The sequence below is a fragment of the Streptomyces sp. NBC_01428 genome (assembly GCF_036231965.1).
GTDB lineage: Bacteria > Actinomycetota > Actinomycetes > Streptomycetales > Streptomycetaceae > Streptomyces.
Genome location: NZ_CP109499.1, coordinates 4,596,689 through 4,620,799, shown reverse-complemented (window position 1 = coordinate 4,620,799; position 24,111 = coordinate 4,596,689). Strand labels below are relative to the sequence as shown.

The window sequence follows — 24,111 nt, the reverse complement described above, 5'->3', positions numbered from 1 at the left end:
CTGCCCGACTGACCCGCCTACCGTCCCGCCCGCCGTCCGCCCCTCCGGGCGGACAGCCTCGTGGTCCGAACGACTACGGCGTGACCGTGAAGTTGCGCAGGATCGCCGCCGTCAGCTCGGGGTCGCCCTCGGTCTTGATCCGGTCGGCCACCGCTTCCGCGGTCACCCGGCCACAGGCGAGACGGACGTAGGTCTCCCAGTCCAGCGAGAGGCTCGCGGCGGGACCGAGGGAGGGCGCACCGTCTATCGAACCGCGCCCGTCCGCGTCGATCCGGACCGTACGGAGGAACTCCACGGGTCCGTGCACGTCGAAGACCACCGCGGAGTTCGCCGGCGCACCGGCATCCTTGGCGACCACCTTCGGAAGGGCCGCCAGCAGGTCGTCCCGCACGATCAGCGAACCGGGGGAGTCGAGATTCCCCGGCTGCCCCAGGGTGACGCGCAGATCCTGCTCGTGCACCCACACGTCGAACGCGCGGTTGCGCATGGCCTGTTCGAGAGTGACCTCGGTACCGAGCGGGCCGCGCACCTTGGCGTCGGGCTGCCGCGTCTCGTTCCGCAGCTGGCGGTTGCGGCGGATGACCGTGTACTCCAGCTCGGAGGTCATCTCCGGCGCCGTGTGGTGACGGCGCACGTCGACCTGCATCTCCATGTACCGCTGGTGCTCGTTCGACACGTGGTAGAGGTCGCGGGGGAGCGTGTGGATCGGCCGCGGGTCGCCGAGCATCTCGCAGTCCAGCCCGATGACATGCGAGACGATGTCACGGACCGACCATCCCGGGCAGGGAGTCCGCCGGTTCCACTCACCCTCCACAAGCGGCTGCACCAGCTCGGATATCGCGTCGATCGAGTGGGTCCAGGCGTCGGCGTAGGACTGAAGGCTGGGATGCAGACTCACGGAACGGGACCCCTCGGGCGGTTGGACGCGGGCAGTGCACAGGCAGCGGGTGTCTTGGGACGCTAAGTTACGCTGCTGTGAGGCACCCCGGCAGTGCTTTCGTGTGACGATCGTAGGCCCGTATCGACGGCTCGAATGCCAGGACGGTGGTAGTGTGCGCGCCTCTCTCCTCCAGATCGACGTAAACGACGACGAATCGGTCGCCGCACGCCGGCGCCGTGTGGCGGATCTGGTACGAGATCAGGCCGGAGTCGATCTCGTCGTGCTCCCCGAGTTGTGGACCACGGGCGCCTTCGCCTACGAGGAGTTCGCGGCCGAGGCCGAACCGCTCGACGGCCCGACGCACGAGGCGATGGCCAAGGCGGCGAGCGACGCGGGCGTCTGGCTGCACGCGGGCTCGATCCCCGAACGGGCCCCCTCCGACGGCTCCCCCGGCGAGACCCCCCTCTACAACACCTCCCTCGTCTACTCCCCCTCCGGTGAACGCGTCGCCGCCTACCGGAAGATCCACCGCTTCGGCTTCGACAAGGGCGAAGCCGTCCTGATGGCGGCGGGCGACGAACTGGTGACGGTCGCGCTCCCGCAGACCGTCATCGGCGTCGCCACCTGCTACGACCTCCGCTTCCCCGAGCTGTTCCGCGGCCTGGTCGACGCGGGGGCGGAGCTCCTCGTCGTCCCGGCCGGCTGGCCCGAGCGGCGCCGCGCCCACTGGACCCTGCTCGCCCAGGCACGCGCCGTCGAGAACCAGTCGTACGTCCTCGCCTGTGGAACGGCCGGTACGCACGCGGGAGTTCCCCAGGCCGGACACTCGATCGTCGTCGACCCGTGGGGAGAGGTCCTCGCCGAGGCCGGCTCCGGCGAGGAGATCCTCACGGTGGAGTTCGACCCCGCGAAGGTCGCGACGACCCGGGAACAGTTCCCGGCGCTCAAGGACCGCATGCTGGGCCTGGAACCGCCGCGCCGCTGAACCGCGGCCGGGCCGGCCCGCCGCCCGCTGTCAGTCGTCCCCCCGCTCCTTCTCCGCCAGGTGGATCACGCACACCGCCACCGCGATCAGCAGCGCCTGGTCGGCGTCCTCCCGGACGACGTCCACGCCGTACGTGTCGCGGAGGTGCAGCCAGCGACGGGAGATCTGCGCCAGCAGCTCGTTGTCGTAGTCGATGGCGAACTCGCGGTCGAGGATCTTGCCGCTGACGTCGAGTTCGGTGCCGTCGACCAGGGCGACCCGGTAGTGGTTGCGGAGCAGGGACAGACGCTTGCGCTTGATGGTCGCCAGCGGTTCGCCGTCCCGCTCGATGATCATCGTGTCGCGCAGCGCGAGCATCTTCTGGTGGATGTCGATCAGAACGCGCCCGCGGGTGTCCTTCAGCTCGAAGGTGTCCCGCAGCCGCATCGCCTTGCCGTCGACGAGGAAGACCTTGTTGCCGTGGTCGTCCTCGATCCAGTAGTCGTCACCGAAGCCGAGCAGCCGGTCGCGCACGAGGTATCTCATGCCTTCACCGGTTCCCCGACGACCGCCACGCAACGCCGTCGGTAGGCCGACGGGCTGAGGGGAGCGGGTGGGAGCGGGGGCTCGCGGGGGACGAAGCGCGAGGTCGGAGCCCGCGGGACACGGGCGCTCGACCGAGTGTCCGTGGCAGGTGGCACCCTTGATCCATGAACGACTCCGCCCCGACGTCCGCCCCGACGCCCACCTCCCGCCGTGCCCGTGTCCGTGCTCCCGAGCTGATCGGCAAGGGTGGCTGGCTCAATACCGGCGGCAACGATCTGACGCTCGCCGACCTACGAGGTAAGTGCGTTGTCGTCGATTTTTGGACCTTCTGCTGCATCAACTGCCTGCACGTCCTGGACGAGCTGCGGGAGCTGGAGGAGAAGCACCGGGACACCGTGGTGATCATCGGGGTGCACTCGCCGAAGTTCGTGCACGAGGCGGAGCACCAGGCCGTCGTCGACGCCGTGGAGCGGTACGGGGTGGAGCACCCGGTGCTCGACGACCCGGAGCTCGCGACGTGGAAGCAGTACGCCGTGCGGGCCTGGCCGACGCTCGTCGTGATCGACCCCGAGGGGTACGTCGTCGCGCAGCATGCCGGTGAGGGGCACGCCCACGCGATCGAGCGGCTGGTGGAGGAGCTGGAGGCCGAGCACGGGGCGAAGGGCACGCTGCGGCGCGGTGACGGGCCGTACGTGGCGCCCGAGCCGGAACCGACCGTGCTGCGCTTCCCCGGCAAGGCGCTGGCCCTGCCGAGCGGGAATCTGCTGGTCAGCGACACCACCCGGCATCAGCTGGTGGAGCTGGCGGAGGACGGCGAGACGGTGGTCCGGCGGATCGGATCCGGCGTCCGGGGCTTCGTGGACGGTCCGGCGGACACGGCCGGGTTCAGCGAGCCGCAGGGTCTCGCGCTGCTCGACGAGGGCACGGTCGTCGTCGCGGACACGGTGAACCACGCGCTGCGCCGGGTCGATCTGGCCTCCGGCGAGGTCGGCACGCTCGCTGGTACCGGTCGCCAGTGGTGGCAGGGGTCGCCGACCTCGGGACCCGCGCGCGAGGTCGATCTCTCCTCGCCGTGGGACGTCGCCCTCTTCGGCGGCAGGGTCTGGATCGCCATGGCCGGTGTCCACCAGCTGTGGGCGTACGACCCGGCCACGGAGACGGTCGGGGTCGTCGCGGGCACGACGAACGAGGGTCTGGTGGACGGGCCGGGCCCGGAGGCGTGGTTCGCGCAGCCGTCCGGGCTCGCCGCGACCGAGGAGCGGCTGTGGCTGGCGGACTCCGAGACGTCGGCGCTGCGCTGGGTCGACCGGGACGGGGCGGTGCACACCGCGGTCGGCACCGGTCTCTTCGACTTCGGTCACCGTGACGGTGCCGCGGACCAGGCGCTGCTCCAGCATCCGCTGGGCGTGACCGCGCTGCCCGACGGTTCGGTCGCGGTCAGCGACACGTACAACCACGCGCTGCGCCGGTACGACCCGGCGACGGGTGAGGTGACGACGCTGGCCACGGATCTGCGGGAGCCGAGCGACGCGGTGCTGGTCGGGGACGACATCGTGGTGGTGGAGTCGGCCCGGCACCGGCTGACCCGGCTGCGGCTTCCCGAGGAGGCGGTCCGGGTGGAGTCGGTCGCCCACCGCACCCAGCGCGCGGCGACCGAGGTGACCCCGGGCGCGGTCCGGCTGGACGTGATCTTCCAGGCGCCGGCGGGGCAGAAGCTGGACACCCGGTACGGGCCGTCCACGCGGCTGCTCGTCTCGGCGACGCCGCCGGAGCTGCTGCTCGCCGGTGAGGGTGCGGGGACGGATCTCGCGCGGTCCGTCGAGCTGAATCCGGCCGTCGAGGAGGGGGTGCTGCACGTCTCGGCGATGGCCGCGTCCTGCGACGACGACCCGGCGAACGAGTACCCCGCCTGCCATGTCCACCAGCAGGACTGGGGTGTCCCGGTCCGTCTCGTCGAGGGCGGCGCGGACCGCCTGCCTCTGGTGCTCGCCGGAATGGACGGCTGAGGGGCGGCGAACGCCGTGTCGGCAGGGCCGGAGCGGATGGCGTGGCCGTCCGGTTCGGACCTGCCGACCGTGGGTGTCGGACCGGGTCGGACGCCCGGAGGCGTCCCGTTCCGGTCAGACGCCGTAGCCGTCGTGGTAGCCGTCGCCGCGGTGGTGACGCTCTTCCACCACGGTGGTGGTCGGTTCCATGACCACGCGGCGCCGGCGGGCGACGCTGCTGAAGGTGGCCACGCCGATCAGACCGACGATCATGAGGATCACGCCGACCACGTGGAGGTTGACCCCCGCCATGTGCCAGTCGGTCGCGAACGTGAGGATCGCACCTGCGGCGATCAGGATGATGCATCCGCCCAGGCCCATGGGTGTCCGCCTCCTTGAGGTAGCAACTCGGAGTCATTCGGGGCGTGTTCCGGGTACCCGGGACACCGCGAGCCATGCGGAGGCGAACGCTCACGTCACAGGCCGCCGGTCCCGGACACGGGGCGGCGGCCTGTGACATGGGGCGGGGGCTATCCCTCCAGGAACGCCACCAGCGCGTTCGTGAGGAGGAACGGGTCGTCGGCGCCGCAGAGTTCGCGGGCGCTGTGCATGGAGAGGATGGCCACGCCGATGTCGACCGTCCTGATGCCGTGCCGGGCGGCCGTGATGGGGCCGATCGTGGTGCCGCAGGGCATGGAGTTGTTGGACACGAAGGACTGGAAGGGGACGCCGGCCTTCTCGCAGGCGGCGGCGAACAGGGCGCGGCCCGAACCGTCGGTGGCGTAGCGGTTGTTGACGTTCACCTTGAGGATGGGGCCGCCGTTGACGCGGGGGTGGTGCGTCGGGTCGTGCCGCTCGGCGTAGTTGGGGTGCACGGCGTGGCCGGTGTCGGAGGACAGGCAGACGGTGCCGGCGAAGGCGCGGGCGCGGTCCTCGTAGGAGCCGCCGCGGGCGAAGACCGAACGTTCGAGCACGCCGCCGAGGAGCGGTCCGTCGGCGCCGGTGTCGCTCTGCGAGCCGTTCTCCTCGTGGTCGAAGGCGGCGAGGACGGGGATGTACGACAGGCCGGTGTCGGTGGTGGCGACGGCGGCCAGGGCGGCGGTGCCGGCGTGCACGGACAGCAGGTTGTCCATCCGGGGGCCCGCGAGCAGTTCCTTGTCGCGGCCGAGGTAGGCGGGTCTCTCGACGGAGTGGGTCATCAGGTCCCAGCCGGTGACCTCGCCCGCGGGCAGTCCGGCCTCGTCCTCCAGGAAGGCGATCAGGTCGCCCTCGCGGGGGTCGCCGAGGCCCCAGATCGGCTGGAGGTGGCGCTGCTTGTCGAGCTTGAGGCCGTCGGTGCTCACCGACCGGTCGAGGTGGATGGCGAGCTGCGGTACGCGCAGCAGGGGCCGGTCGATGTTGACGAGGCGGGTGGAGCCGTCGCGCAGGGAGAGGCGTCCGGCGAGGCCGAGGTCGCGGTCGAGCCAGGAGTTCAGCAGGGGGCCGCCGTAGATCTCGACGGCGACCTGGCGCCAGCCGTGCGCGCCGGTGTCGGGCAGCGGCTTGACGCGCAGGTTGGGGGAGTCGGTGTGCGCACCCACGATCCGGAACGGCGTGTGGGGCTCGGCGCCCTCCGGCACGTACCAGGCGACGATCGCGCCGCCGCGGAGCACGTACTTGCCGCCACTGGTGGCGTCCCACGCGTCGGTCTCGGCGACCTGACGGAATCCGGCCTTCTCGAGCCGCTCGGCGGCGGTCGCCACGGCGTGGTACGGCGTCGGGCCGGCCGTGAGGAAGGACATGAGGTCGTCGGTGTGGCCGCGGTCGAAGCGGGAGGGTGCACTCATGGGTTCACCTTAACGACGCACGAGGGCCCGCTCCCGGGGATGGGAGCGGGCCCTCGTAAGGGGGATGTGAAGGGCGGACACCTTGGGACACCTGACTGGATGGACAGGTTCCGGTTCGGTGGGCCGCCCGGGGCCCGAGGGGCCGGCGGCTCCTAGAAGGCGGCCTCGTCCAGCTCCATGAGGTCCAGCTCGACGCCCTCGGCGAGCTTGCGGGCGCCGGTGACGCCCGGCAGGACGTTGGCGGCGAAGAACTTCGCGGCCGCGATCTTGCCGGTGTAGAAGGCCTTGTCCTTGGCGGCGGCCGTCTCCAGCTTCTCGGCGGCGACGGCGGCACCGCGCAGCAGCAGGTAGCCGACGACGACGTCGCCGGAGGCGAGCAGCAGGCGGGTCGTGTTCAGGCCCACCTTGTAGATGTTCTTGACGTCCTGCTCGGTGGCCGCGAGGTCGGTGAGCATGAGGCCGACGATGGCCTCCAGCTCGACGGCGGCCTTGGCGAGCTGCTCACGGGCGGCGGAGAGGTCCTCGCCGCCGGTGCCGAGCGCCAGGAACTTCTTGATGTCCTCGGCGAGGGAGTTCAGCGCGGAGCCCTGGTTGCGGACGATCTTGCGGAAGAAGAAGTCCTGGCCCTGGATCGCGGTGGTGCCCTCGTACAGGGTGTCGATCTTGGCGTCGCGGATGTACTGCTCGATCGGGTACTCCTGCAGGAAGCCGGAGCCGCCGAACGTCTGGAGCGACTGGGCGAGCTGCTCGTAGCCCTTCTCGGAGCCGTAGCCCTTCACGATCGGCAGGAGCAGGTCGTTGAGGGCCTCCAGGGCGGCGGTGTCCTCGCCGGAGGCCTCCTTGACCTGGATCTCGTCCTGGATCGCGGCGGTGTGCAGCACCAAGGCGCGCATGCCCTCGGCGTAGGCCTTCTGCGTCATCAGCGAGCGGCGCACGTCGGGGTGGTGCGTGATGGTGACCTTGGGGGCGGTCTTGTCCATGAAGTTCGCCAGGTCGGGGCCCTGGACGCGCTCCTTGGCGTACTCCAGCGCGTTCAGGTAGCCCGTCGACAGGGTGGAGATCGCCTTCGTGCCGACCATCATGCGGGCGAACTCGATGATGCGGAACATCTGGCGGATGCCGTCGTGCTTGTCGCCGATCAGCCAGCCCTTGGCGGGGTGGCGGTCGCCGAAGGTCATCTCGCAGGTGTTGGACGCCTTGAGGCCCATCTTGTGCTCGACGTTCGTCGCGTACGCGCCGTTGCGCGCGCCCAGCTCGCCGGTCTCGAAGTCGAACTCGTACTTCGGGACGAGGAAGAGGGACAGGCCCTTGGTGCCCGGGCCCGCGCCCTCGGGGCGGGCGAGCACGTAGTGGAGGATGTTCTCCGACATGTCGTGCTCACCGGACGTGATGAAGCGCTTCACGCCCTCGATGTGCCAGGAGCCGTCGTCCTGCTGGACGGCCTTGGTGCGGCCGGCGCCGACGTCCGAGCCCGCGTCGGGCTCGGTGAGGACCATGGTGGAGCCCCACTGCCGGTCGACGGCGATCTTCGCGATGTGCTTCTGGACGTCGTTGCCCTCCTCGAAGAGGATGCCGGCGAAGGCCGGGCCCGAGGAGTACATCCAGACGGCCGGGTTGGCGCCGAGCACCAGCTCCGCGTAGGCCCAGATCAGGGAGCGGGGGGCGGTGGAGCCGCCGATCTCCTCGGGCAGGCCCAGACGCCAGTACTCGGAGTCCATGAACGCCTGGTACGACTTCTTGAAGGAAGCCGGGACCGGGGCGGTGTTGGTCTCGGGGTCGAAGACGGGAGGGTGGCGGTCGGCGTCCGCGAAGGACTCGGCCAGCTCGTTCTCCGAGAGGCGCGTGAGCTCCTCCAGGATGCTCTTGGCGGTGTCCGTGTCCATCTCCGCGAACGGGCCGGTGCCGTACAGCTTGTCGCGTCCGAGCACCTCGAAGAGGTTGAACTCGATGTCGCGGAGATTCGACTTGTAGTGCCCCATGGCGACGGCTCCGTTAAGGGATCGGCGAGGCACTGACTCCTCGCGCCTAGATTCACGTACCAGCAAGTAGCTACGATGATGCTACCCGTCAGTAATAAGAAGCAACCCCGGATGGGCCATATGTGGCCCACTACTCTTTGACGCATGTACGGCTACGAGCAGAGCGCAGGCGCCCAGCAGGGGTACGTCCCGCCGCAGCAGCAGATGCCCGGGCAGATGCCGGGCGGGCAGATGCCCGGCGGGTACGGGCAGCAGCCGCCGCTGTATCCCGAGCCGTCCCCGCCGTCCCTCGCGGACGCGGTCCGCGCGTTCACCACGGGCTCGATGGCCGCCGAGGACTTCCAGCAGGTCTTCGCGACGTCCAAGGTGTACTGCCCGCGCGGCGACAACCCCGGATTCCTGGCGCTGCACAACACGCAGCAGCCGGTCATCCCGATGTTCACCTCGCTCAAGGAACTGCGCCGCTACGCCGGCAAGGAGTCCAAGTACTTCGTGATCACCGGCGCCGAGGTCATCGACCTGCTGCCCACCGGCTACGGCTTCGTGATCGACATGGAGGGCGAGCACCGGATGGTCTTCGACGCGAAGGCCGTGGAGCAGATGGTGGACTTCGCGATGCGCCGTATGTACGGCTGACCTGCGCCCCTCGTACCGCTGACGTGCGGCCGCCCGGCGGCCGCACGTGCCGCCGCGCGCCCGGCCCCGGGCCGGTGCCCGGCTCGTCCGACCTGCCTCGCCCGACAGGGACGCCCGGAGGGAATGCCCTCCGGGCTTTCGTCGTTACGGGTGGCAGAAAGTTCAACGCTCAACTAAACTCGAAGCACAAGGAGGTACCGACATGCCTGCAGTGACCGTCGAGAACCCGCTGGCCCTGCCCCGAGTGGCTGCGCCGGCCGACGCCGTGGACCGTCCCGTGCTGACCGTGACGACCGCGCCCAGTGGCTTCGAGGGCGAGGGTTTCCCGGTCCGCCGCGCGTTCGCCGGGATCAACTACAAGCACCTCGACCCGTTCATCATGATGGACCAGATGGGCGAGGTGGAGTACGCGCCGGGCGAGCCGAAGGGCACCCCCTGGCACCCCCACCGCGGCTTCGAGACCGTGACCTACATCATCGACGGCGTCTTCGACCACCAGGACTCCAACGGCGGCGGCGGCACCATCACCAACGGTGACACCCAGTGGATGACGGCGGGCTCGGGCCTGCTGCACATCGAGGCGCCCCCGGAGTCCCTCGTCATGTCCGGCGGTCTCTTCCACGGCCTCCAGCTGTGGGTGAACCTCCCCGCCAAGGACAAGATGATGGCCCCGCGCTACCAGGACATCCGCGGTGGCACGGTGCAGCTCCTGAGCACCCCGGACGGCGGCGCCCTGCTGCGCGTCATCGCCGGTGAGCTCGACGGCCACCAGGGCCCGGGCATCACGCACACGCCGATCACCATGGTCCACGCCACGGTGCGGCCGGGCGCCGAGATCACCCTGCCCTGGCGCGAGGACTTCAACGGCCTCGCGTACGTCCTCGCCGGACGCGGCAGCGTGGGAGCGGACCGCCGGCCGGTGCACACCGGCCAGACCGCCGTCTTCGGCGCGGGCTCCTCGCTGACCGTCCGCGCGGACGACAAGCAGGACTCCAACACCCCGGACCTGGAGGTCGTCCTCCTCGGCGGGCAGCCGATCCGCGAGCCGATGGCCCACTACGGCCCGTTCGTCATGAACACCCGCGACGAGCTCCAGCAGGCCTTCGAGGACTTCCAGAAGGGCCGCCTCGGGACCGTCCCCGCGGTGCACGGCATGTCGGAGGGCGGCCTCTGAGCCAGGCCGGGTCCTCCTGAGCGCGCGGCCCACGGGCCGGGCCGCCGCTCACGGGCGTTGAACACGGGAAGCCCCGTCCGCGACCGCGGACGGGGCTTCCCGGTGTGCCGGGTGGGCCTCCTCCCCCGTTCGGTCGTCCCGGAGCGCCGCCCGGGCTGACGCATGGTCAGGTAGGGAGGTGCAGCTACTCCCCGAAGGCGCCCGGCGGTTGGCGGCCTGGTGCGTCGTGATCCTGCTCGCGGCCGGGGTGGGATGGGTCGGAATCCTGCTCTGCGGGGAGTTCCGTACGGCGGTGGTGCCGGTGCTGCTCGCCCTCCTCGGGACCGCCCTGCTCGGGCCGCTGTACCGGCGGATGCTGAAGATGCGGGTCAACCAGTCGCTGGCCGCCGCGCTCACCTGCGTCGCGGTGGCCGTGGTGGTCGGCGGCGCCGTCTACATCGTCGTCGCCGCGCTCATCCACACCGGCGGACAGATCGTCACCTCGCTGCGCCAGGCGGCCCGTTCCGTCGCCGAGCACTTCGGTGCGGCGGGGACCTCCCTCGACGATCTCGCCGCCCATTCCAAGGACCTGCTGGCCAAGTTCGGCGGAACGGCCGCGGCCAACGTCATCAGCGGGGTCAGCGTCGTGGGCGAGACCCTCGCCATGGCCGTCCTCGCCCTGCTGCTCGTCTTCTTCTTCCTGCGGGACTCGGACCGCGTGGCCGGTGCCCTGCGCACGCTGGCGCCCCGGGGGACCGCCGACCTCGTCGAGGCCATGGCCCGGCGGGCCTTCGGGGCCGTCGAGGGGTTCATGCGCGGAACGACCCTGATCGCGCTCATCGACGCCCTCTGCATCACCGTCGGGCTGCTGATCCTGCGCGTCCCGGGCGCCGTGGGGCTCGGCGCGCTCGTCTTCGTCGGCGCGTTCCTGCCCTACCTCGGCGCGTTCATCTCCGGCGCGGTCGCCGTCCTGGTCGCCCTCGCGGACCGCGGGTTCGTCATCGCGCTGTGGGCGCTCGGGGTGGTCCTCGCCGTGCAGGTCCTGGAGGGGCACGTCCTCCAGCCGATGATCCAGAGCCGGACGGTGCAGATGCATCCCGCGGTGGTGCTCCTGGCGATCACCGCGGGCGCGTCCGTCGCGGGGATCCTCGGCATGCTGCTCGCCGTCCCGCTGACCGCGGCGGTCTTCGGGGTGGTGCACGAACTCCGGGCGCTCTACGGGCCGGGCGGGCCGGAGACGCCCGGAGTGCCCGGCGTACCGGGGCCCTCGGAGGCGCCGTAGCCGGCGGCCCCTTCCCGGCCGGCCTCCGCGGCCTTCCCGAGGTCACCCGCGTCCGCGGGGTCCGGCGACCGCCCCGGGTCGCCGGGAGCGCCGGGCCCGCCGAGTCGCGTGGCCTCCCCGAAGCCGGCCGTGTCCTCGAAGTCCGCCGCGTCGCCGAACGCATCCAGGGCCTCCAGCATGGCCGCGTCCCGGGAGGCCTCCGTCCTGGCGGCCTCCGGCTCCGGCTCCTGCTCCTCGGAGAACTCGAACCAGATGCTCTTCCCCTCGCCGCGCGGATCCACCCCCCAGGCGTCGGCGAGCAGTTCCACGAGGACCAGTCCCCGTCCGGACGAGGCCAGCTCACCGGGATCACGCCGGTGCGGCAGGTCGTCGCTGCCGTCGGTCACCTCGATCCGCATCCGCCGCTTCCCCGGCTCACCCGTCACCGCGGCCGCGAGCAGCGCGTCGGCGTCGGTGTGCACGAGGACGTTGGTGATCATCTCGGAGACCAGGAGGACCGCGGAGTCGAGCTGGTCGGCGGAGGACCAGTCGTGCAGCAGCTCACGCAGCTGCTGGCGGGCGCTCGCGATCCGCTCGGGCTCGGCCTGCGCGACGGTGAGCATCGTGCGGCGCACCGTCGGCCGCACGGTCGGTGTCGCGCCGCCGTAGCCGCGCTCCGCCTCCCGGGACAGCAGCAGCACGGCGATGTCGTCCTCGCGGCGGTCCGCCAGCGGGCCGGTGGTGTGGTGCGAGGAGGGTCCGTGCACCGCCTGGACGAGCGCGTCGGCGAGGGCCTCCATGTCACCGTCGTGGGATTCGAGGGTCCGGCGGATCCGGCGCCAGCCGGTGTCGAGGTCGTGGCCGCCGGTCTCGATGAGACCGTCGGTGCAGACGAGCATCGTCTCGCCCGGCTCCAGGACGAGCCGGGTGGTCGGGTAGTCGGCGTCCGGGTCGATGCCGAGCGGGAGTCCGCCCGCGGTGGACCGCATCAGCACCGTCCCGTCCGCCATGCGTATCGCGGGGTCGGGATGCCCGGCGCGGGCGATGTCGAGCGTGCCGGTGGCCGGGTCGACCTCGACGTAGAGGCAGGTCGCGAAGCGCAGGTCGCCGGGTTCGCCGTCCCCGTCGTCGGCGCCGCCGCTCGACCCGTACGTCACCGAGTCCATGACTCCGTAGAGGAAGCGGGAGGCCCGGGACAGCACCGCGTCCGGGCGGTGGCCCTCGGAGGCGTACGCGCGCAGCGCGATCCGGAGCTGGCCCATCAGGCCCGCGGCCCGCACGTCGTGGCCCTGGACGTCGCCGATGACCAGCGCGAAACGGCCGGTCGGCAGGGGGATCACGTCGTACCAGTCGCCGCCGACCTGAAGGCCGCCGCCCGTCGGGACATAGCGCGCCGCGACGCTCATGCCCGGCATCTGCGGGCCCAGCGTCGGCATCATCGAGCGCTGCAGACCGTCGGTCAGCTCCCGCTCGGTCTCGGCCGCGCCGGCGCGCGAGAGGGCCTGGGCGAGCATGCGGGCCACGGTGGTGAGGACCGAGCGTTCGTCGGGCGTGAAGGAGACGGGATACGTGAAGGCCGCCATCCAGGCACCCATGGTGCTGCCGGCGACGGTGAGCGGCAGGAACGCCCAGGACTGCCGCCCGAAGTGCTGGGCGAGCGGCCAGGACGCCGGGTAGCGCTCCTTGTAGGCCTCCGGGGAGGAGAGATAGACCGCCCGGCCGGTGCGGACCACCTCGGCGGCCGGGTAGTCCGTGGCCAGCGACATGTGGGTGAAGGGGCCCTCGTCGCCCGGCTGGTGCCCGTGGTGGCCGATGATCGTCAGCCGGTCGCCCTCCGCGCCGAAGACGGCGAGTCCGTCCGGTGAGAAACCGGGCATGGACAGCCCGGCCGCGACGCGCAGCACCTCCGCGGTGGAGCGGGCCTCGGCCAGGGCCCGCCCCGCGTCCAGCAGGAACGCCTCCCGTGAGCGCCGCCAGTCTCCGGTGACCGGCGTGCGGGCGGCGGCCCCGGGAGGCTGCTCGGTGACCTCCTGGAGGGTGCCGACCAGTTCGAAGTGGCCCGTCTCGGCGTCCACCGTGGGTCTGGAGCGGCTGCGGACCGTGCGCAGCACCCGCCCGTGCCCGTCCATGATGCGCATCCGGGCCTCGGCGAGCGTGCCCTCGGCCACCGCGAGCTGGACCACCCCGTCCATCTCGTTCCAGTCGACGGGGTGCACGTGGGAGCGCACGCCTGCCTCGGTGAGGGTCGTCCGCTCCGCGGGCAGGCCCATGAGGCGGGCTGCCTCCGCGTCGAAGGTGACGAGGCCCGCGGCGTTGTCCCAGCGCCACAGACCGGTCGCGAGAGTGGCCAGGACGTCCCCCACAGCGGGCAGGGGCTCACCAGTGCGCATGGGCCCACTGTAGGAACAGGTGATCGGTGCCTGCCACCGAAGCCGTCCGGGACGGGGGCTGCGCGGGGCGCCGAGGGGGCCGGGGCGCGGGCCGGTGCCGGGTCGCGGCGCCGTCCTGCCGGGGGTCCCCGTGCCGGACGGGGCGTCGAGCTGTAATTCGTGGGGAGGTGATCGTGGGCTGCCCGGTACGCTGGGGTTGTTTCACGTGAAACACGCCCCCAATCCGCGAAGACTGGATGAAACGACGATGCATCGGTACAGGTCCCACACCTGCGGCGAGCTCCGCGCCTCTGACGTCGGCAGCGACGTCCGGCTGAGCGGCTGGCTGCACAATCGCCGAGACCTGGGTGGCATCCTCTTCATCGATCTGCGCGACCACTACGGCATCACGCAGCTCGTCGCGCGCCCCGGCACGCCTGCCTACGAGGCCCTCGACAAGGTCTCCAAGGAGTCGACCGTCCGTATCGACGGCAAGGTCGTCTCCCGCGGCACGGAGAACGTGAACCCGGAGCTGCCGACCGGCGAGATCGAGGTCGAGGTCGGTGAGGTCGAGCTGCTCGGCGCCGCCCAGCCGCTGCCCTTCACGATCAACGCCGAGGACGGGGTCAACGAGGAGCGGCGCCTGGAGTACCGCTTCCTCGACCTGCGCCGTGAGCGCATGCACCGCAACATCCTGCTGCGCACGGCCGTGATCTCCGCGATCCGTCACAAGATGACGGCGCTGGGCTTCAACGAGATGGCGACCCCGATCCTCAGCGCCACCTCCCCCGAGGGCGCGCGCGACTTCGTGGTCCCCTCCCGGCTGAACCCGGGCCGGTTCTACGCGCTGCCGCAGGCGCCGCAGCAGTTCAAGCAGCTGCTGATGATCTCCGGCTTCGACCGGTACTTCCAGATCGCGCCCTGCTTCCGCGACGAGGACGCCCGCGCGGACCGTTCGCCGGGCGAGTTCTACCAGCTCGACGTCGAGATGTCCTTCGTCGAGCAGGAGGACGTCTTCCAGCCCATCGAGAAGCTCATGACGGAGCTGTTCGAGGAGTTCGGCGGAGACCGTCACGTCACCTCGCCGTTCCCCCGCATCCCGTTCCGCGAGTCGATGCTGAAGTACGGCTCCGACAAGCCGGACCTGCGGGCCCAGCTGGAGCTCGTCGACATCACCGACGTCTTCGAGGGCTCCGAGTTCAAGGCGTTCGCCGGCAAGCACGTGCGCGCCCTGCCGGTGCCGGACGTGTCCGGTCAGTCCCGCAAGTTCTTCGACGGCCTCGGTGACTACGCGGTCGAGCAGGGCGCCAAGGGCCTGGCCTGGGTCCGCGTCGGCGAGGACGGCGCGCTGTCCGGTCCGATCGCCAAGTTCCTCACCGAGGCGAACGTCACCGAGCTGACCAAGCGCCTCTCCCTGGCGCCGGGCCACGCGGTGTTCTTCGGCGCGGGCGAGTTCGACGAGGTCTCGAAGATCATGGGCGCGGTGCGGGTCGAGGCCGCCAAGCGCTCGGGCAACTTCGAGGAGAACGTCTTCCGGTTCTGCTGGATCGTCGACTTCCCGATGTACGAGAAGGACGAGGAGACCGGGAAGCTCGACTTCTCGCACAACCCGTTCTCGATGCCGCAGGGCGGTCTGGAGGCCCTGGAGACCCAGGACCCGCTGGACATCCTCGGCTGGCAGTACGACATCGTCTGCAACGGCGTGGAGCTGTCCTCCGGCGCGATCCGGAACCACGAGCCCGAGATCATGCTCAAGGCCTTCGAGATCGCGGGCTACGACCGGGAGACCGTCGAGGAGCAGTTCGCGGGCATGCTGCGCGCGTTCCGCTTCGGCGCCCCGCCGCACGGCGGGATCGCCCCGGGTGTCGACCGCATCGTCATGCTGCTCGCGGACGAGCCGAACATCCGCGAGACGATCGCGTTCCCGCTGAACGGCAACGCCCAGGACCTGATGATGGGCGCCCCGACGGAGCTGGACGAGACCCGTCTGCGCGAACTGCACCTCTCGGTGCGCAAGCCGCAGCCCAAGTAGGCGCGCGACCCAGCGGCAGGGCCGGCCCGGCAGCGGGCCCGGCACGGTGAAGTGGCCCGGAACCGACGACGGTTCCGGGCCACTTTCGCGTACCTGGGGAATCCACAGCCCGCACCCATGCTGCTGACAGGTGGAATCCCTACGTTCCGCCGCATGACTGAGCCTCAAGAACCGTCGCACGTAAGGAACATGACCCGGCGGACGTTCGTCGTCGCAGGCGGAGCGGCTGTGGCGGCCGTGGGCGTGGGCAGCGGTGTCGCCGCGACCGCGTTCGCCGACGACCGCGCCGCCGGCACGCCGTCGTCCGCATCAGGCGCGGAGACCTGTTACCGGCTGACCTCGGAGACCACCGAGGGCCCCTACTACATCGACGCGGACAAGATCCGCCAGGACATCACCGAGGACGAGGAGGGCATCCCGCTCACCCTCGCGCTCACGGTGATCGACGCCGAGACCTGCAGACCGGTGCGGAACGCCGCGGTGGACATCTGGCACTGCTCGGCGCTGGGCGTGTACTCCGGCTACGAGTCCATGAGCAACGGCGGTGGCGGCGGAACTCCCCCGACGGGCGAACCCCCGACCGGCACGCCGACCGGCGAACCACCGACCGGTGGCCCCGGCGGTCCGGGCGGCGGAGGAGGCGGCCACGCCGAACCCACCGACGACGAGCGGTATCTGCGCGGCACGTGGCGGACGGACCGGCACGGCCACGTCACCTTCAGGACGGTCTTCCCCGGCTGGTACCAGGGCCGTTGTGTCCACATCCACGTGAAGGTGCACGTGGACGGCACCTGGACCGACGCGGGGTACGAGGGCGGCCACACCTGCCACACGGGCCAGCTCTTCTTCGCCGAGAAGGCGGTCCTGGCGTCGGCGGAGGTCGCCCCCTACTCCACGAACACGACCACCCGGACCACGCTGGACGAGGACGGGATCTACCCGGACAACGGTCATGAGGGCGGCCTCCTGTACCTCGCCTACGACAGGAAGCGCATCGCCCGGGGTGTCCACGCCCGCCTCACGATGGGCGTGACCCCGGCGGAAACCCACGACACCACGGACTCCCCGCCACCGGCCCAGCCGGCGGCGTCCCCGTCGGAGGCGTGACCACCGGACGGCCGGGGTCCGGTGGACCCTCCGCCGGGCCCTTCCGCGGCCCCCCGCTCCGGTGATGGAGCCGACGGTCGCCCCGCTCAGGTGTCGTACGTGCCGTCCCACGGTTCGGCGAAGCCGAGGCGGTCGGGGTAGAGCTCGGCCCAGGGCTCGCCCTCGTCGACTCCGCTCAGCAGACCGAACAGCACGCCGTCGACCGTCAGTTGGAAGGGGCGGATCGCGATGTCCGTGTACGAGCGCCGGGGCAGGCTGCGCAGCAGCTTGGCCAGGTGGACGCGGGCGCGCGAGAGCACGGAGGTGTCCCCGTGCGGGTCGCTCTGCTGCTCGGCCCAGGTGCCGGCACACCAGACCTCCGAGTCGCGGTAGCGCCCCTCGGAGTCGAAGGTGTGGAGCACGGTGTAGAGCCGTTTGTGCTCTTCCCAGCCGTCGTCGGGACGGAACCCTTCGGGGAAGGCGTACGTGATCGACGCCAGGAACTGACCGTCCGCGTACCGGCCGATGGTCTCGGTGCGGTGCTTCGGCTCGTAGGCGATCGGAATGACCTCGGGGACTGCCATGGCGGAAACCATACGGGTGATCGGGGTCATGCCAGAAGTCAGGGCCACCCCACGGACGGTGGGTGCCGAAGGGGCCCCGCACCACCGCGTGGTGCGGGGCCCCTTGGCCTGAATCGGGTGCCTACTCGGGGGCGCCGCCGAAGCGCTCCTTGTAGGACTCCAGGTCCTCGTCGGTGATCTTCGCGAAGAGGACCGGGGGAACCGTGAACGGGGTGCCGGAGGGCACCGAGGACAGGGCGCGGACCTCGTCCTGCGTCACCCACGTCGCCGTGTCCTCGGCCAGGGCGAAGGCCGAGCGCATGGCACGGGCGGACGACGGGATGAAGGGCTCGGAGACCACCGAGTACAGGTGGATCAGGTTCATCGCCGTGCGGAGGGTCAGTGCCGCGCCCTCGGAATTCGTCTTGATCTCCAGCCAGGGGGCCTTCTCCTCCAGGTAGGAGTTGCCGGCCGACCACAGGGCGCGCAGCGCGGCGGCCGCCTTGCGGAACTGGAGGGCCTCCATCTGGGTCTCGTACTCGGCGAGCAGGCCCGCGATCTCCTCGCCCAGCCGGGTCTCGGCCTCCCCGGCCTCCGAGCCCGCCGGGACCTCCTCGCCGAAGCGCTTCTTGGAGAAGGACAGCACCCGGTTGACGAAGTTGCCGAGAGTGTCGGCCAGGTCCTTGTTCACCGTGGCCGTGAAGTGCTCCCAGGTGAACGACGAGTCGTCCGACTCGGGGGCGTTCGCGATGAGGAAGTAGCGCCAGTAGTCGGCGGGCAGGATGTCCAGGGCCTGGTCGGTGAAGACACCGCGCTTCTGGGACGTGGAGAACTTGCCGCCGTAGTACGTCAGCCAGTTGAAGGCCTTGACGTAGTCGACCTTCTTCCACGGCTCGCGCACGCCCAGCTCGGTGGCCGGGAACATGACGGTGTGGAAGGGCACGTTGTCCTTCGCCATGAACTGCGTGTACCGGACCGGGTTCTCGCCGGAGTCCGCGTCGTACCACCAGGACTTCCAGTCCCGGTTCTCCGCATCCTGGACGGGCTGGTCGGCCCACTCGTTCGTCGCGCCGATGTACTCGATCGGGGCGTCGAACCAGACGTAGAAGACCTTGCCCTCGGCCGCCAGCTCGGGCCAGGTGTCGGCCGGGACCGGGACGCCCCAGTCCAGGTCACGGGTGATCGCGCGGTCGTGCAGGCCCTCGGTCAGCCACTTGCGGGCGATGGAGGAGGCGAGCTGCGGCCACTCGGACTCGTGACGTGCCACCCACTCCTCGACCTCGTGCTGCAGCTTCGACTGGAGGAGGAAGAGGTGCTTCGTCTCGCGGACCTCCAGGTCCGTCGAGCCGGAGATCGCCGAACGCGGGTCGATCAGGTCCGTGGGGTCGAGGACGCGCGTGCAGTTCTCGCACTGGTCGCCGCGGGCCTTGTCGTAACCGCAGTGCGGGCAGGTGCCCTCCACGTAACGGTCCGGGAGGAACCGGCCGTCCGTCGGCGAGTACACCTGACGGATGGCGCGCTCCTCGATGAAGCCGTTCTCGTTCAGGCGGCGCGCGAAGTGCTGCGTGATCTCGCGGTTCTGCGCGCTGGAGCTGCGGCCGAAGTAGTCGAAGGCCAGCTCGAAGCCGTCGTACACCGCCTTCTGCGCGTCGTGCGCCTGCGCGCAGAACACGTCGACGGGCAGACCCCGCTCCTTGGCCGCCAGTTCGGCGGGGGTGCCGTGCTCGTCCGTCGCGCAGATGTACAGGACGTCGTGACCGCGCTGGCGGAGGTACCGGGCGTACACGTCCGCCGGGAGCATGGACCCCACCATGTTGCCCAGGTGCTTGATCCCGTTGATGTACGGAAGGGCGCTGGTGATGAGGTGTCGAGCCATCGCGGGCTGCTCCCAAGTCGCTACGTGGGGTGACGACCGCCTCGGTTCCCCGGCCGGCGCGTCGTCATCGGTGAACCTTGAAATCGTAGCCGACACGCGCGGGCCGCCCGCTTCCCGTTCTACAGGGTGGGAAGGGGGCGGCCGGGCGCTGCGATACGGGGTCTCCGGTGACCTACGGGCGCCAGTTCTCCAGCAGGCCGTCGTAGACCTCGGCGTCCGTCAGTTCGCGCGGGGTCGGGCCCGCGTGGAAGAAGGCCGTGTTCCCGGTCTTCAGCCTGCGGAGGTAGTCGAAGGCCTTGTTCTCCGGCTCGCCGAACGCGACGAAGGAGAAGAAGACACCGGGGTGGTCCTTGGCCGCGTCCGCGAGGGACTGGGTGGCCGGGGTCTTGGCGTCGGGGGCGCCGTCCACCTGGAAGATCACCAGGGCCGGGTCCGTGGTGCCGGACTTCTGGTAGTGCGTGACGACTTCCTCGACCGCCGCGTGGTAGCTCGTACGGCCCATGCGGCCGAGGCCGGCGTGCAGGTCGTCGACCTTGTTCTCGAACTCGGTGAGGGTGAGGGTGCCGGTGCCGTCCAGCTCCGTGGAGAAGAAGACGACGTGGACGGTCGCCTCCGGGTCCACGTGGGCGGCGAGGGCGAGGGCCTGCTCGCCCAGGGCCTGGGCGGAGCCGTCCTTGTAGTAGGCGCGCATCGACGAGGAGCGGTCGAGCACGAGGTAGATCGTGGCGCGGGTGCCTGTCAGGTCCCGCTTCTTCAGCGCGGTACCCGCTTCCCTGTACGCCGTTGCCAGCGCCGGAGCCTTCGACTTGACCCTGGTCAGGGGGACCGCCGGGGCCGCGGCGGTCACCGGGGTCACCTGGGTCACCTGGGTCACCGGGGCGACCTCCGGCGCGACCGGCGTGACCGGGGTCTCCGGCTCGGCCTCGGCGACCGGCGCGACCGCCGCGACCGGGGTCTCCGGCTCCGCCTCGGTGACGGGCGTGACCGGTTCGGCCGGCTCGGTGACCGGCTCGACCGCCTCGGTTTCGCCTTCGGCGGGAGTGCTCCCACCCGCACCACCCGTGCTGCCTTCGACGACCGGCTCGGGTCGATCCTGTGGATCCTCCCCGCCGTCGGCGACCGCGGGCACGACCGCCGCGGGTTCCACCACGGGCTCGACCGTCGGCTCCGCGTCGACGACCGGCTCGGGCTCGACCACCGGCTCTGCGTCGACGACCGGCTCGGGCTCGACCGCCACCGGCTCGATCACCGTCGCCGGCTCGATGGGTGCCTCGGGCTCGGTGACCTCGACCGGTTCGACCACCGCGTCCGGCGTCGCCGTCGGCTCGGGCTCGATCACCGCGACGGGGCCCGCCTCGGCGACGACGACGTGCTCGGCCTCGACCACCGGTCCGGCGTCGGCGACCGGCTCGGTCTCCGCGACCGGGCTCTCGGTCTCGGCGACCGGCTCCGCCGGGATCGGCTCGGTCGGGTCGGGCTTGATCGGCTCCGGGGCCGACGCGGACTCCTCCTCGGGGGAGGACGTCTGCTTCGGGACCGTCACGTTGTCGAACGCCGCCGAGACGAGGTCGTCGACGACGGACGGGTTCGGCTCGGTCGACTGGGACGGGATCTTCGGCTCGGGGTCAGGGAGCCGGGTGGAGACCGGGTCGGTCTCCGGAGCGGGGGCCGGAGTCGGTTCGGCCTCCTGGGAAGGAGCCGGAACCGTCGGCGTCGCCTCTCGCGAGGTCTCCGCGTCGGCGTCACGACCCTTGCGTGAGCGGCCGAACGCATTCCGCAGGAGAGTGAGAATGCCCATGTGCGCAACCCTTCGCGTGAGTTGATCCCGTCAATCCCTGGCCAGGACGGACACGTAAGGTTAGCGGCCACAGAAGGTGATCTTCGGCAGGGGCGGCCCGCTGGTCAGAAGGCACCTCAACCCCCCTTGTGGGCCGGACCCGTTCACTCCGCGTTCGCCCTCAGTGCGGTGACGCGATGGTGCGGGCCGCCGCGACCTCCTGGCGCACCGGTTCGAGCACGCTGCCCGACGGGCCGCTCAGATCGGTGCGGACGGCGACGAGGACGTCCGATGCGCGCAGACCGTCCGAAAGCTCCCGCAACTGGCGCGCGATCGTGGTGATCTCGTCGGCGGACGGTTCGGCCGATCCCCCGCGGACACGGACCCGGGCGGCGGTCGTCGCGTCCACGATCCGTTCGACGGCGACGACCAGGGGCATCCAGGCGGCGGCCCGGCGCCCGTTGGGCGGCGGTTCGGTCAGGGCGCGCTGGAACTCCGTACGGATGGAGGACAGGTCGCGGTACAGACGGCGCCTGGAGCGCGCGCGGGCCGCAGGGTCGGCGAGGCCGCCGAAGGCCAGCTCGACGTACTCGGCGGTGTCCGCGACCGCGTCCGCGAGCCGGTCGCCGACCCGGGCGTGCCAGCTCTCCGGCCACAGCAGATACCCCGCCACCAGGGCGATCGCGCAGCCGACGAGGGAGTCGACGAGGCGGGGGACGACCAGGCCGGTGCCCTGGTGGTTGAGGATGTCGGACAGCAGGAGGATCACCGGGGTGATCGCGGCCGTCTGGTATCCGTAGCCGCGCGGTGTCAGCGCCGGGATCAGCGGGGCGAGCAGCAGGATCACGCCGACGTCGGCCCAGCCGCGCGGCACCACGGTCAGCACCGCCGCCGCGACGACGAGCCCGGCGACCGTGCCGAGCGCGCGCAGCAGCGCCCGGGAGAACACGGACCCGAAGTCGGGCTTCATGACGAAGGTGATGGTGAGCGCGACCCAGTAGGAGCGCGGCACGGCGACCGTCGAGACCAGGATCTGGGCGAGGCCGATGCACAGGGCGAGCCGGATGCCGTAGCGCCAGGAGGCGGCGGACATCAGGACGCCGCGGGCGGCGCGCGCGGTCCGCACGCGGAGGGTGGCGGGCCGGCCGAGACGGTCGTCCAGGGGGTCCGGTGACACGTCGTTGACGACGCCCGCCGCGTGCCGCACGGCGTGGTCGACGGACCGGCCGGTCTCGTCGGCGGGCGCGGGCAGCCGCAGCTCGACGGGGGTGGTGGAGCCGGTCTCGACGGCCTCGGCGAGCAGGTGCACGGCGGCGGGGATCGCGGCGGGCAGCCGTTCGCCCCGCTGGTGGGCGGCGGGGGCGGACTCGACGACGGGGGTGACGGCGTTCAGCTGGGCGAGCAGCCGCACCAGGTCGGGGCTGCGGCCGTGGTGGAAGACGCGGCGGGCGAGGACGGCGTCGTAGGAGTCGTTGAGGGAGCGGGTGACGGTGAGGCGGAGGTCCTCGTAGGCGTCGGTGCCGCTCACGGCGAGCAGGTCCCCGACCTTCCGGTAGGTGTCGGCGACGGCGGCCCGTTCCGGCACCCCCGACCGCAGTGGCCAGGCCAGCAGCGCCAGCAGGAGGACGAGCAGGCCGCCGCCGGACAGCAGGACCGGGGCGAGCCACCAGGAGCCGGGCAGCGGAAGTCCGGCGCCGATCACGCAGTTGAGGAGGAGCAGCAGCCCGCCGACGGAGGCGACCGCGCCGATCGAGGACATCATCCCGGAGACGAGGGCGACCCCGGTGACGGCGGCGACGGCGATCCAGCCGTGGCCGAAGACGAGGGCGCCGATCGTGACGCCGACCGCGCCGAAGAGCTGCGGCACGGCGATGTTGAAGATCCGCATGCGGTACGCGTCGGCCGTGTCGCCGATGACACCGGACAGCGCGCCCATGGAGGCGAGGGCGCCGTACGCGGGTTGTCCGCAGGCGAGGCCGACGGCGAGCGGCAGCGCCATGGCGACGGCGGCGCGGGCGACGGCGGGCCGGTTGACGGGGGCCCGCTGCGGGGTGAGGTTCCTGACCAGCCAGTCGGGCGGGGTGAGGCCGACGGGGAACGCGCGGGACATGCCCCAAGTATGAGGGTTTCCCGCGGCTCGGCCGGGTCGGTGGGGCCTCATCCCCGCTGGTGGAGCGTGAGATCGACGACGAGGGCGCGGTGGTCCGTGTCGCGGATCCGCAGGAACGCGGCCCGTCGGGCGGAGAAGTCGGCGGAGACGAGGACGTGGTCGATCTGCGCGCCGAACTCCGGCGTGGTCCTGGCCGGCCAGCTCGGTGTCCGCGGTGACCCGGACAGCCGCGCGCTGTCGCGCAGCCCGGTGTCGAGGACGCGGCGGAAGGCGGCATGGTCCTGGGTGGCGTTGAAGTCCCCGGCGACGATCGTCGGCCCGCGGCTGTTCGCCGCGTAGTGGCGCAGCGCGCCGAGTTCCCGCCGCCAGACGCCGACCTGCCCCGGGAGCGGGGGCATCGGATGGGCGAGCTGCAGCCCGACGGTGTGGCCGTGCACGTCGGCGACGGCTCCGGGCATGCCCATGGTGCCGCGCACTCCGTCGGTGCCGCGCAGCGGGAAACGGCTCAGCACGACCGATCCGTCGGACCCCGCGCCCTCGACGGCCTCCCGGTACGGGTAGGTGCCGCCGTTCCCTCCGAAGGCGTCCTCCAGCGCTCGCGAGCAGCCGTACTCGCACTCCTGCACGAACAGGATGTCGGGCTTGCGCCGGCGGACGGTGTCGACGAGGGAGCCGGTCCCCTGCCCGAACTCCACGTTGGACGTCATCACCCGCAGCTCGGCGAGTGCCGGCCCGACCGGTTCGCCGGTCCTGCCGTAGGGCTCGATGTACCAGACGAGGAGGCCGAGGACGACGACTCCCCAGACCAGGCCGGTCCGCCATCGGGCGAGCAGGGTCAGCAGCACCGCGAGGCCGGCCGGCACGAGCAGCCACGGCAGGAAGGCGAGCAACTGCGGGACGGGCGTGATCCCGTCGATGTCGGCGACCCGGCATCCGGCGACGACGCTCACCCCGGCGAGCAGCAGTCCGGCGAGCCACGCCGCGACGGTGCGGCCGCCCCGCCGCCTCCGCTCGCGGTACGCGGGTTCCTCCGCGCCCCGTCGGTCAGCCGCCGCAGTGTCCACCTTC

The 24,111-nt window shown here is 71.4% G+C and carries 18 protein-coding genes; 7 read left to right on the top strand and 11 right to left on the bottom strand.

Annotated elements, in window-relative coordinates; all coding sequences use genetic code 11:
* Positions 1-73: 73 nt before the first annotated feature.
* Positions 74-898: a maleylpyruvate isomerase family mycothiol-dependent enzyme gene (locus tag OG406_RS20020; protein ID WP_164372759.1), complete on the bottom strand. Its 825-nt coding sequence runs from the start codon at positions 896-898 to the stop codon at positions 74-76.
* Between the two features lie 154 nt (positions 899-1,052).
* Between OG406_RS20020 and OG406_RS20015 the strand changes: the two genes are divergently transcribed.
* Positions 1,053-1,865, top strand: coding sequence for a carbon-nitrogen family hydrolase (locus OG406_RS20015; protein WP_164372760.1), 813 nt, complete (start codon positions 1,053-1,055; stop codon positions 1,863-1,865).
* A gap of 30 nt (positions 1,866-1,895) precedes the next feature.
* On the opposite strand, the gene OG406_RS20010 is transcribed toward OG406_RS20015, so the two are convergent.
* Complete coding sequence (locus OG406_RS20010) at positions 1,896-2,390, bottom strand: LURP-one-related/scramblase family protein (RefSeq protein WP_081218403.1); 495 nt, start codon at positions 2,388-2,390, stop codon at positions 1,896-1,898.
* Between the two features lie 164 nt (positions 2,391-2,554).
* On the opposite strand from OG406_RS20010, the gene OG406_RS20005 reads away from it, so the two are divergent.
* Positions 2,555-4,396, top strand: a complete 1,842-nt coding sequence (locus OG406_RS20005; RefSeq protein ID WP_329186992.1) for an NHL domain-containing thioredoxin family protein — start codon at positions 2,555-2,557, stop codon at positions 4,394-4,396.
* Positions 4,397-4,510: 114 nt separating this feature from the next.
* Here the strand turns inward: OG406_RS20005 and OG406_RS20000 are convergent, their stop codons facing one another.
* The 3 genes from OG406_RS20000 to OG406_RS19990 all read right to left on the bottom strand — a co-directional run bounded on the left by OG406_RS20000 (position 4,511) and on the right by OG406_RS19990 (position 8,180).
* Positions 4,511-4,756, bottom strand: coding sequence for a DUF6458 family protein (locus OG406_RS20000; protein ID WP_266847692.1), 246 nt, complete (start codon positions 4,754-4,756; stop codon positions 4,511-4,513).
* A 149-nt stretch (positions 4,757-4,905) separates the two neighbouring features.
* Positions 4,906-6,201, bottom strand: coding sequence for a M18 family aminopeptidase (locus tag OG406_RS19995; protein ID WP_267051368.1), 1,296 nt, complete (start codon positions 6,199-6,201; stop codon positions 4,906-4,908).
* Between the two features lie 152 nt (positions 6,202-6,353).
* Positions 6,354-8,180, bottom strand: coding sequence for an acyl-CoA dehydrogenase (locus OG406_RS19990; RefSeq protein WP_329186989.1), 1,827 nt, complete (start codon positions 8,178-8,180; stop codon positions 6,354-6,356).
* A 144-nt stretch (positions 8,181-8,324) separates the two neighbouring features.
* Here OG406_RS19990 and OG406_RS19985 point away from each other — a divergent pair, with 144 nt between their 5' ends.
* The 3 genes from OG406_RS19985 (at position 8,325) to OG406_RS19975 (ending at position 11,251) form a co-directional block, all read left to right on the top strand.
* Complete coding sequence (locus tag OG406_RS19985; RefSeq protein WP_081218408.1) at positions 8,325-8,816, top strand: SseB family protein; 492 nt, start codon at positions 8,325-8,327, stop codon at positions 8,814-8,816.
* Between the two features lie 202 nt (positions 8,817-9,018).
* Entirely contained in the window at positions 9,019-9,990 is a 972-nt protein-coding gene (locus OG406_RS19980; RefSeq protein ID WP_164372766.1) for a pirin family protein, read from the top strand.
* Between the two features lie 178 nt (positions 9,991-10,168).
* Complete coding sequence (locus OG406_RS19975; RefSeq protein WP_329186988.1) at positions 10,169-11,251, top strand: AI-2E family transporter; 1,083 nt, start codon at positions 10,169-10,171, stop codon at positions 11,249-11,251.
* On the opposite strand, the gene OG406_RS19970 is transcribed toward OG406_RS19975, so the two are convergent.
* Positions 11,185-13,620 carry a SpoIIE family protein phosphatase gene (locus tag OG406_RS19970; protein WP_329186987.1) on the bottom strand — a complete coding sequence of 812 codons (2,436 nt, stop codon included), beginning with the start codon at positions 13,618-13,620 and terminating at the stop codon, positions 11,185-11,187. The two genes, OG406_RS19975 and OG406_RS19970, sit on opposite strands and share 67 nt — an antisense overlap.
* A gap of 247 nt (positions 13,621-13,867) precedes the next feature.
* Between OG406_RS19970 and aspS the strand changes: the two genes are divergently transcribed.
* Together aspS and OG406_RS19960 are read left to right on the top strand one after the other, a co-directional pair.
* On the top strand, positions 13,868-15,631 hold the full coding sequence (gene aspS, locus OG406_RS19965) for an aspartate--tRNA ligase (RefSeq protein ID WP_329186986.1): 1,764 nt from the start codon (positions 13,868-13,870) through the stop codon (positions 15,629-15,631).
* A 153-nt stretch (positions 15,632-15,784) separates the two neighbouring features.
* Complete coding sequence (locus OG406_RS19960) at positions 15,785-16,738, top strand: intradiol ring-cleavage dioxygenase (protein WP_329186984.1); 954 nt, start codon at positions 15,785-15,787, stop codon at positions 16,736-16,738.
* 86 nt (positions 16,739-16,824) lie between these two features.
* Here OG406_RS19960 and OG406_RS19955 read toward each other — a convergent pair whose 3' ends face one another.
* The 5 genes from OG406_RS19955 to OG406_RS19935 form a co-directional block, all read right to left on the bottom strand.
* The gene (locus OG406_RS19955; protein WP_266847688.1) at positions 16,825-17,301 is read right to left on the bottom strand and encodes a hypothetical protein; all 477 of its coding nucleotides are present in this window, start codon (positions 17,299-17,301) and stop codon (positions 16,825-16,827) included.
* Positions 17,302-17,422: 121 nt separating this feature from the next.
* Positions 17,423-19,156, bottom strand: a complete 1,734-nt coding sequence (metG, locus tag OG406_RS19950) for a methionine--tRNA ligase (protein WP_329186981.1) — start codon at positions 19,154-19,156, stop codon at positions 17,423-17,425.
* Positions 19,157-19,328: 172 nt separating this feature from the next.
* Complete coding sequence (locus OG406_RS19945; protein ID WP_329186980.1) at positions 19,329-20,954, bottom strand: VWA domain-containing protein; 1,626 nt, start codon at positions 20,952-20,954, stop codon at positions 19,329-19,331.
* A 160-nt stretch (positions 20,955-21,114) separates the two neighbouring features.
* Positions 21,115-23,043, bottom strand: a complete 1,929-nt coding sequence (locus OG406_RS19940) for an FUSC family protein (protein ID WP_329186978.1) — start codon at positions 23,041-23,043, stop codon at positions 21,115-21,117.
* A gap of 47 nt (positions 23,044-23,090) precedes the next feature.
* A complete protein-coding gene (locus OG406_RS19935) occupies positions 23,091-24,107 on the bottom strand; it encodes an endonuclease/exonuclease/phosphatase family protein (RefSeq protein WP_267051374.1) in 1,017 nt (338 codons plus the stop codon).
* Between the last annotated feature and the right edge of the window lie 4 nt (positions 24,108-24,111).

Coding starts and splice junctions, on each gene's coding strand:
- OG406_RS19970 (WP_329186987.1), bottom strand. CDS start 13,620: ATGCGCACTGGTGAGCCCCTGCCCGCTGTGGGGGACGTCCTGGCCACT.
- OG406_RS19955 (WP_266847688.1), bottom strand. CDS start 17,301: ATGGCAGTCCCCGAGGTCATTCCGATCGCCTACGAGCCGAAGCACCGC.
- OG406_RS19940 (WP_329186978.1), bottom strand. CDS start 23,043: ATGTCCCGCGCGTTCCCCGTCGGCCTCACCCCGCCCGACTGGCTGGTC.
- OG406_RS19945 (WP_329186980.1), bottom strand. CDS start 20,954: ATGGGCATTCTCACTCTCCTGCGGAATGCGTTCGGCCGCTCACGCAAG.
- OG406_RS19985 (WP_081218408.1), top strand. CDS start 8,325: ATGTACGGCTACGAGCAGAGCGCAGGCGCCCAGCAGGGGTACGTCCCG.
- OG406_RS20005 (WP_329186992.1), top strand. CDS start 2,555: ATGAACGACTCCGCCCCGACGTCCGCCCCGACGCCCACCTCCCGCCGT.
- OG406_RS20010 (WP_081218403.1), bottom strand. CDS start 2,390: ATGAGATACCTCGTGCGCGACCGGCTGCTCGGCTTCGGTGACGACTAC.
- OG406_RS19990 (WP_329186989.1), bottom strand. CDS start 8,180: ATGGGGCACTACAAGTCGAATCTCCGCGACATCGAGTTCAACCTCTTC.
- OG406_RS19960 (WP_329186984.1), top strand. CDS start 15,785: ATGACTGAGCCTCAAGAACCGTCGCACGTAAGGAACATGACCCGGCGG.
- OG406_RS19980 (WP_164372766.1), top strand. CDS start 9,019: ATGCCTGCAGTGACCGTCGAGAACCCGCTGGCCCTGCCCCGAGTGGCT.
- OG406_RS19995 (WP_267051368.1), bottom strand. CDS start 6,201: ATGAGTGCACCCTCCCGCTTCGACCGCGGCCACACCGACGACCTCATG.
- aspS (WP_329186986.1), top strand. CDS start 13,868: ATGCATCGGTACAGGTCCCACACCTGCGGCGAGCTCCGCGCCTCTGAC.
- metG (WP_329186981.1), bottom strand. CDS start 19,156: ATGGCTCGACACCTCATCACCAGCGCCCTTCCGTACATCAACGGGATC.
- OG406_RS20000 (WP_266847692.1), bottom strand. CDS start 4,756: ATGGGCCTGGGCGGATGCATCATCCTGATCGCCGCAGGTGCGATCCTC.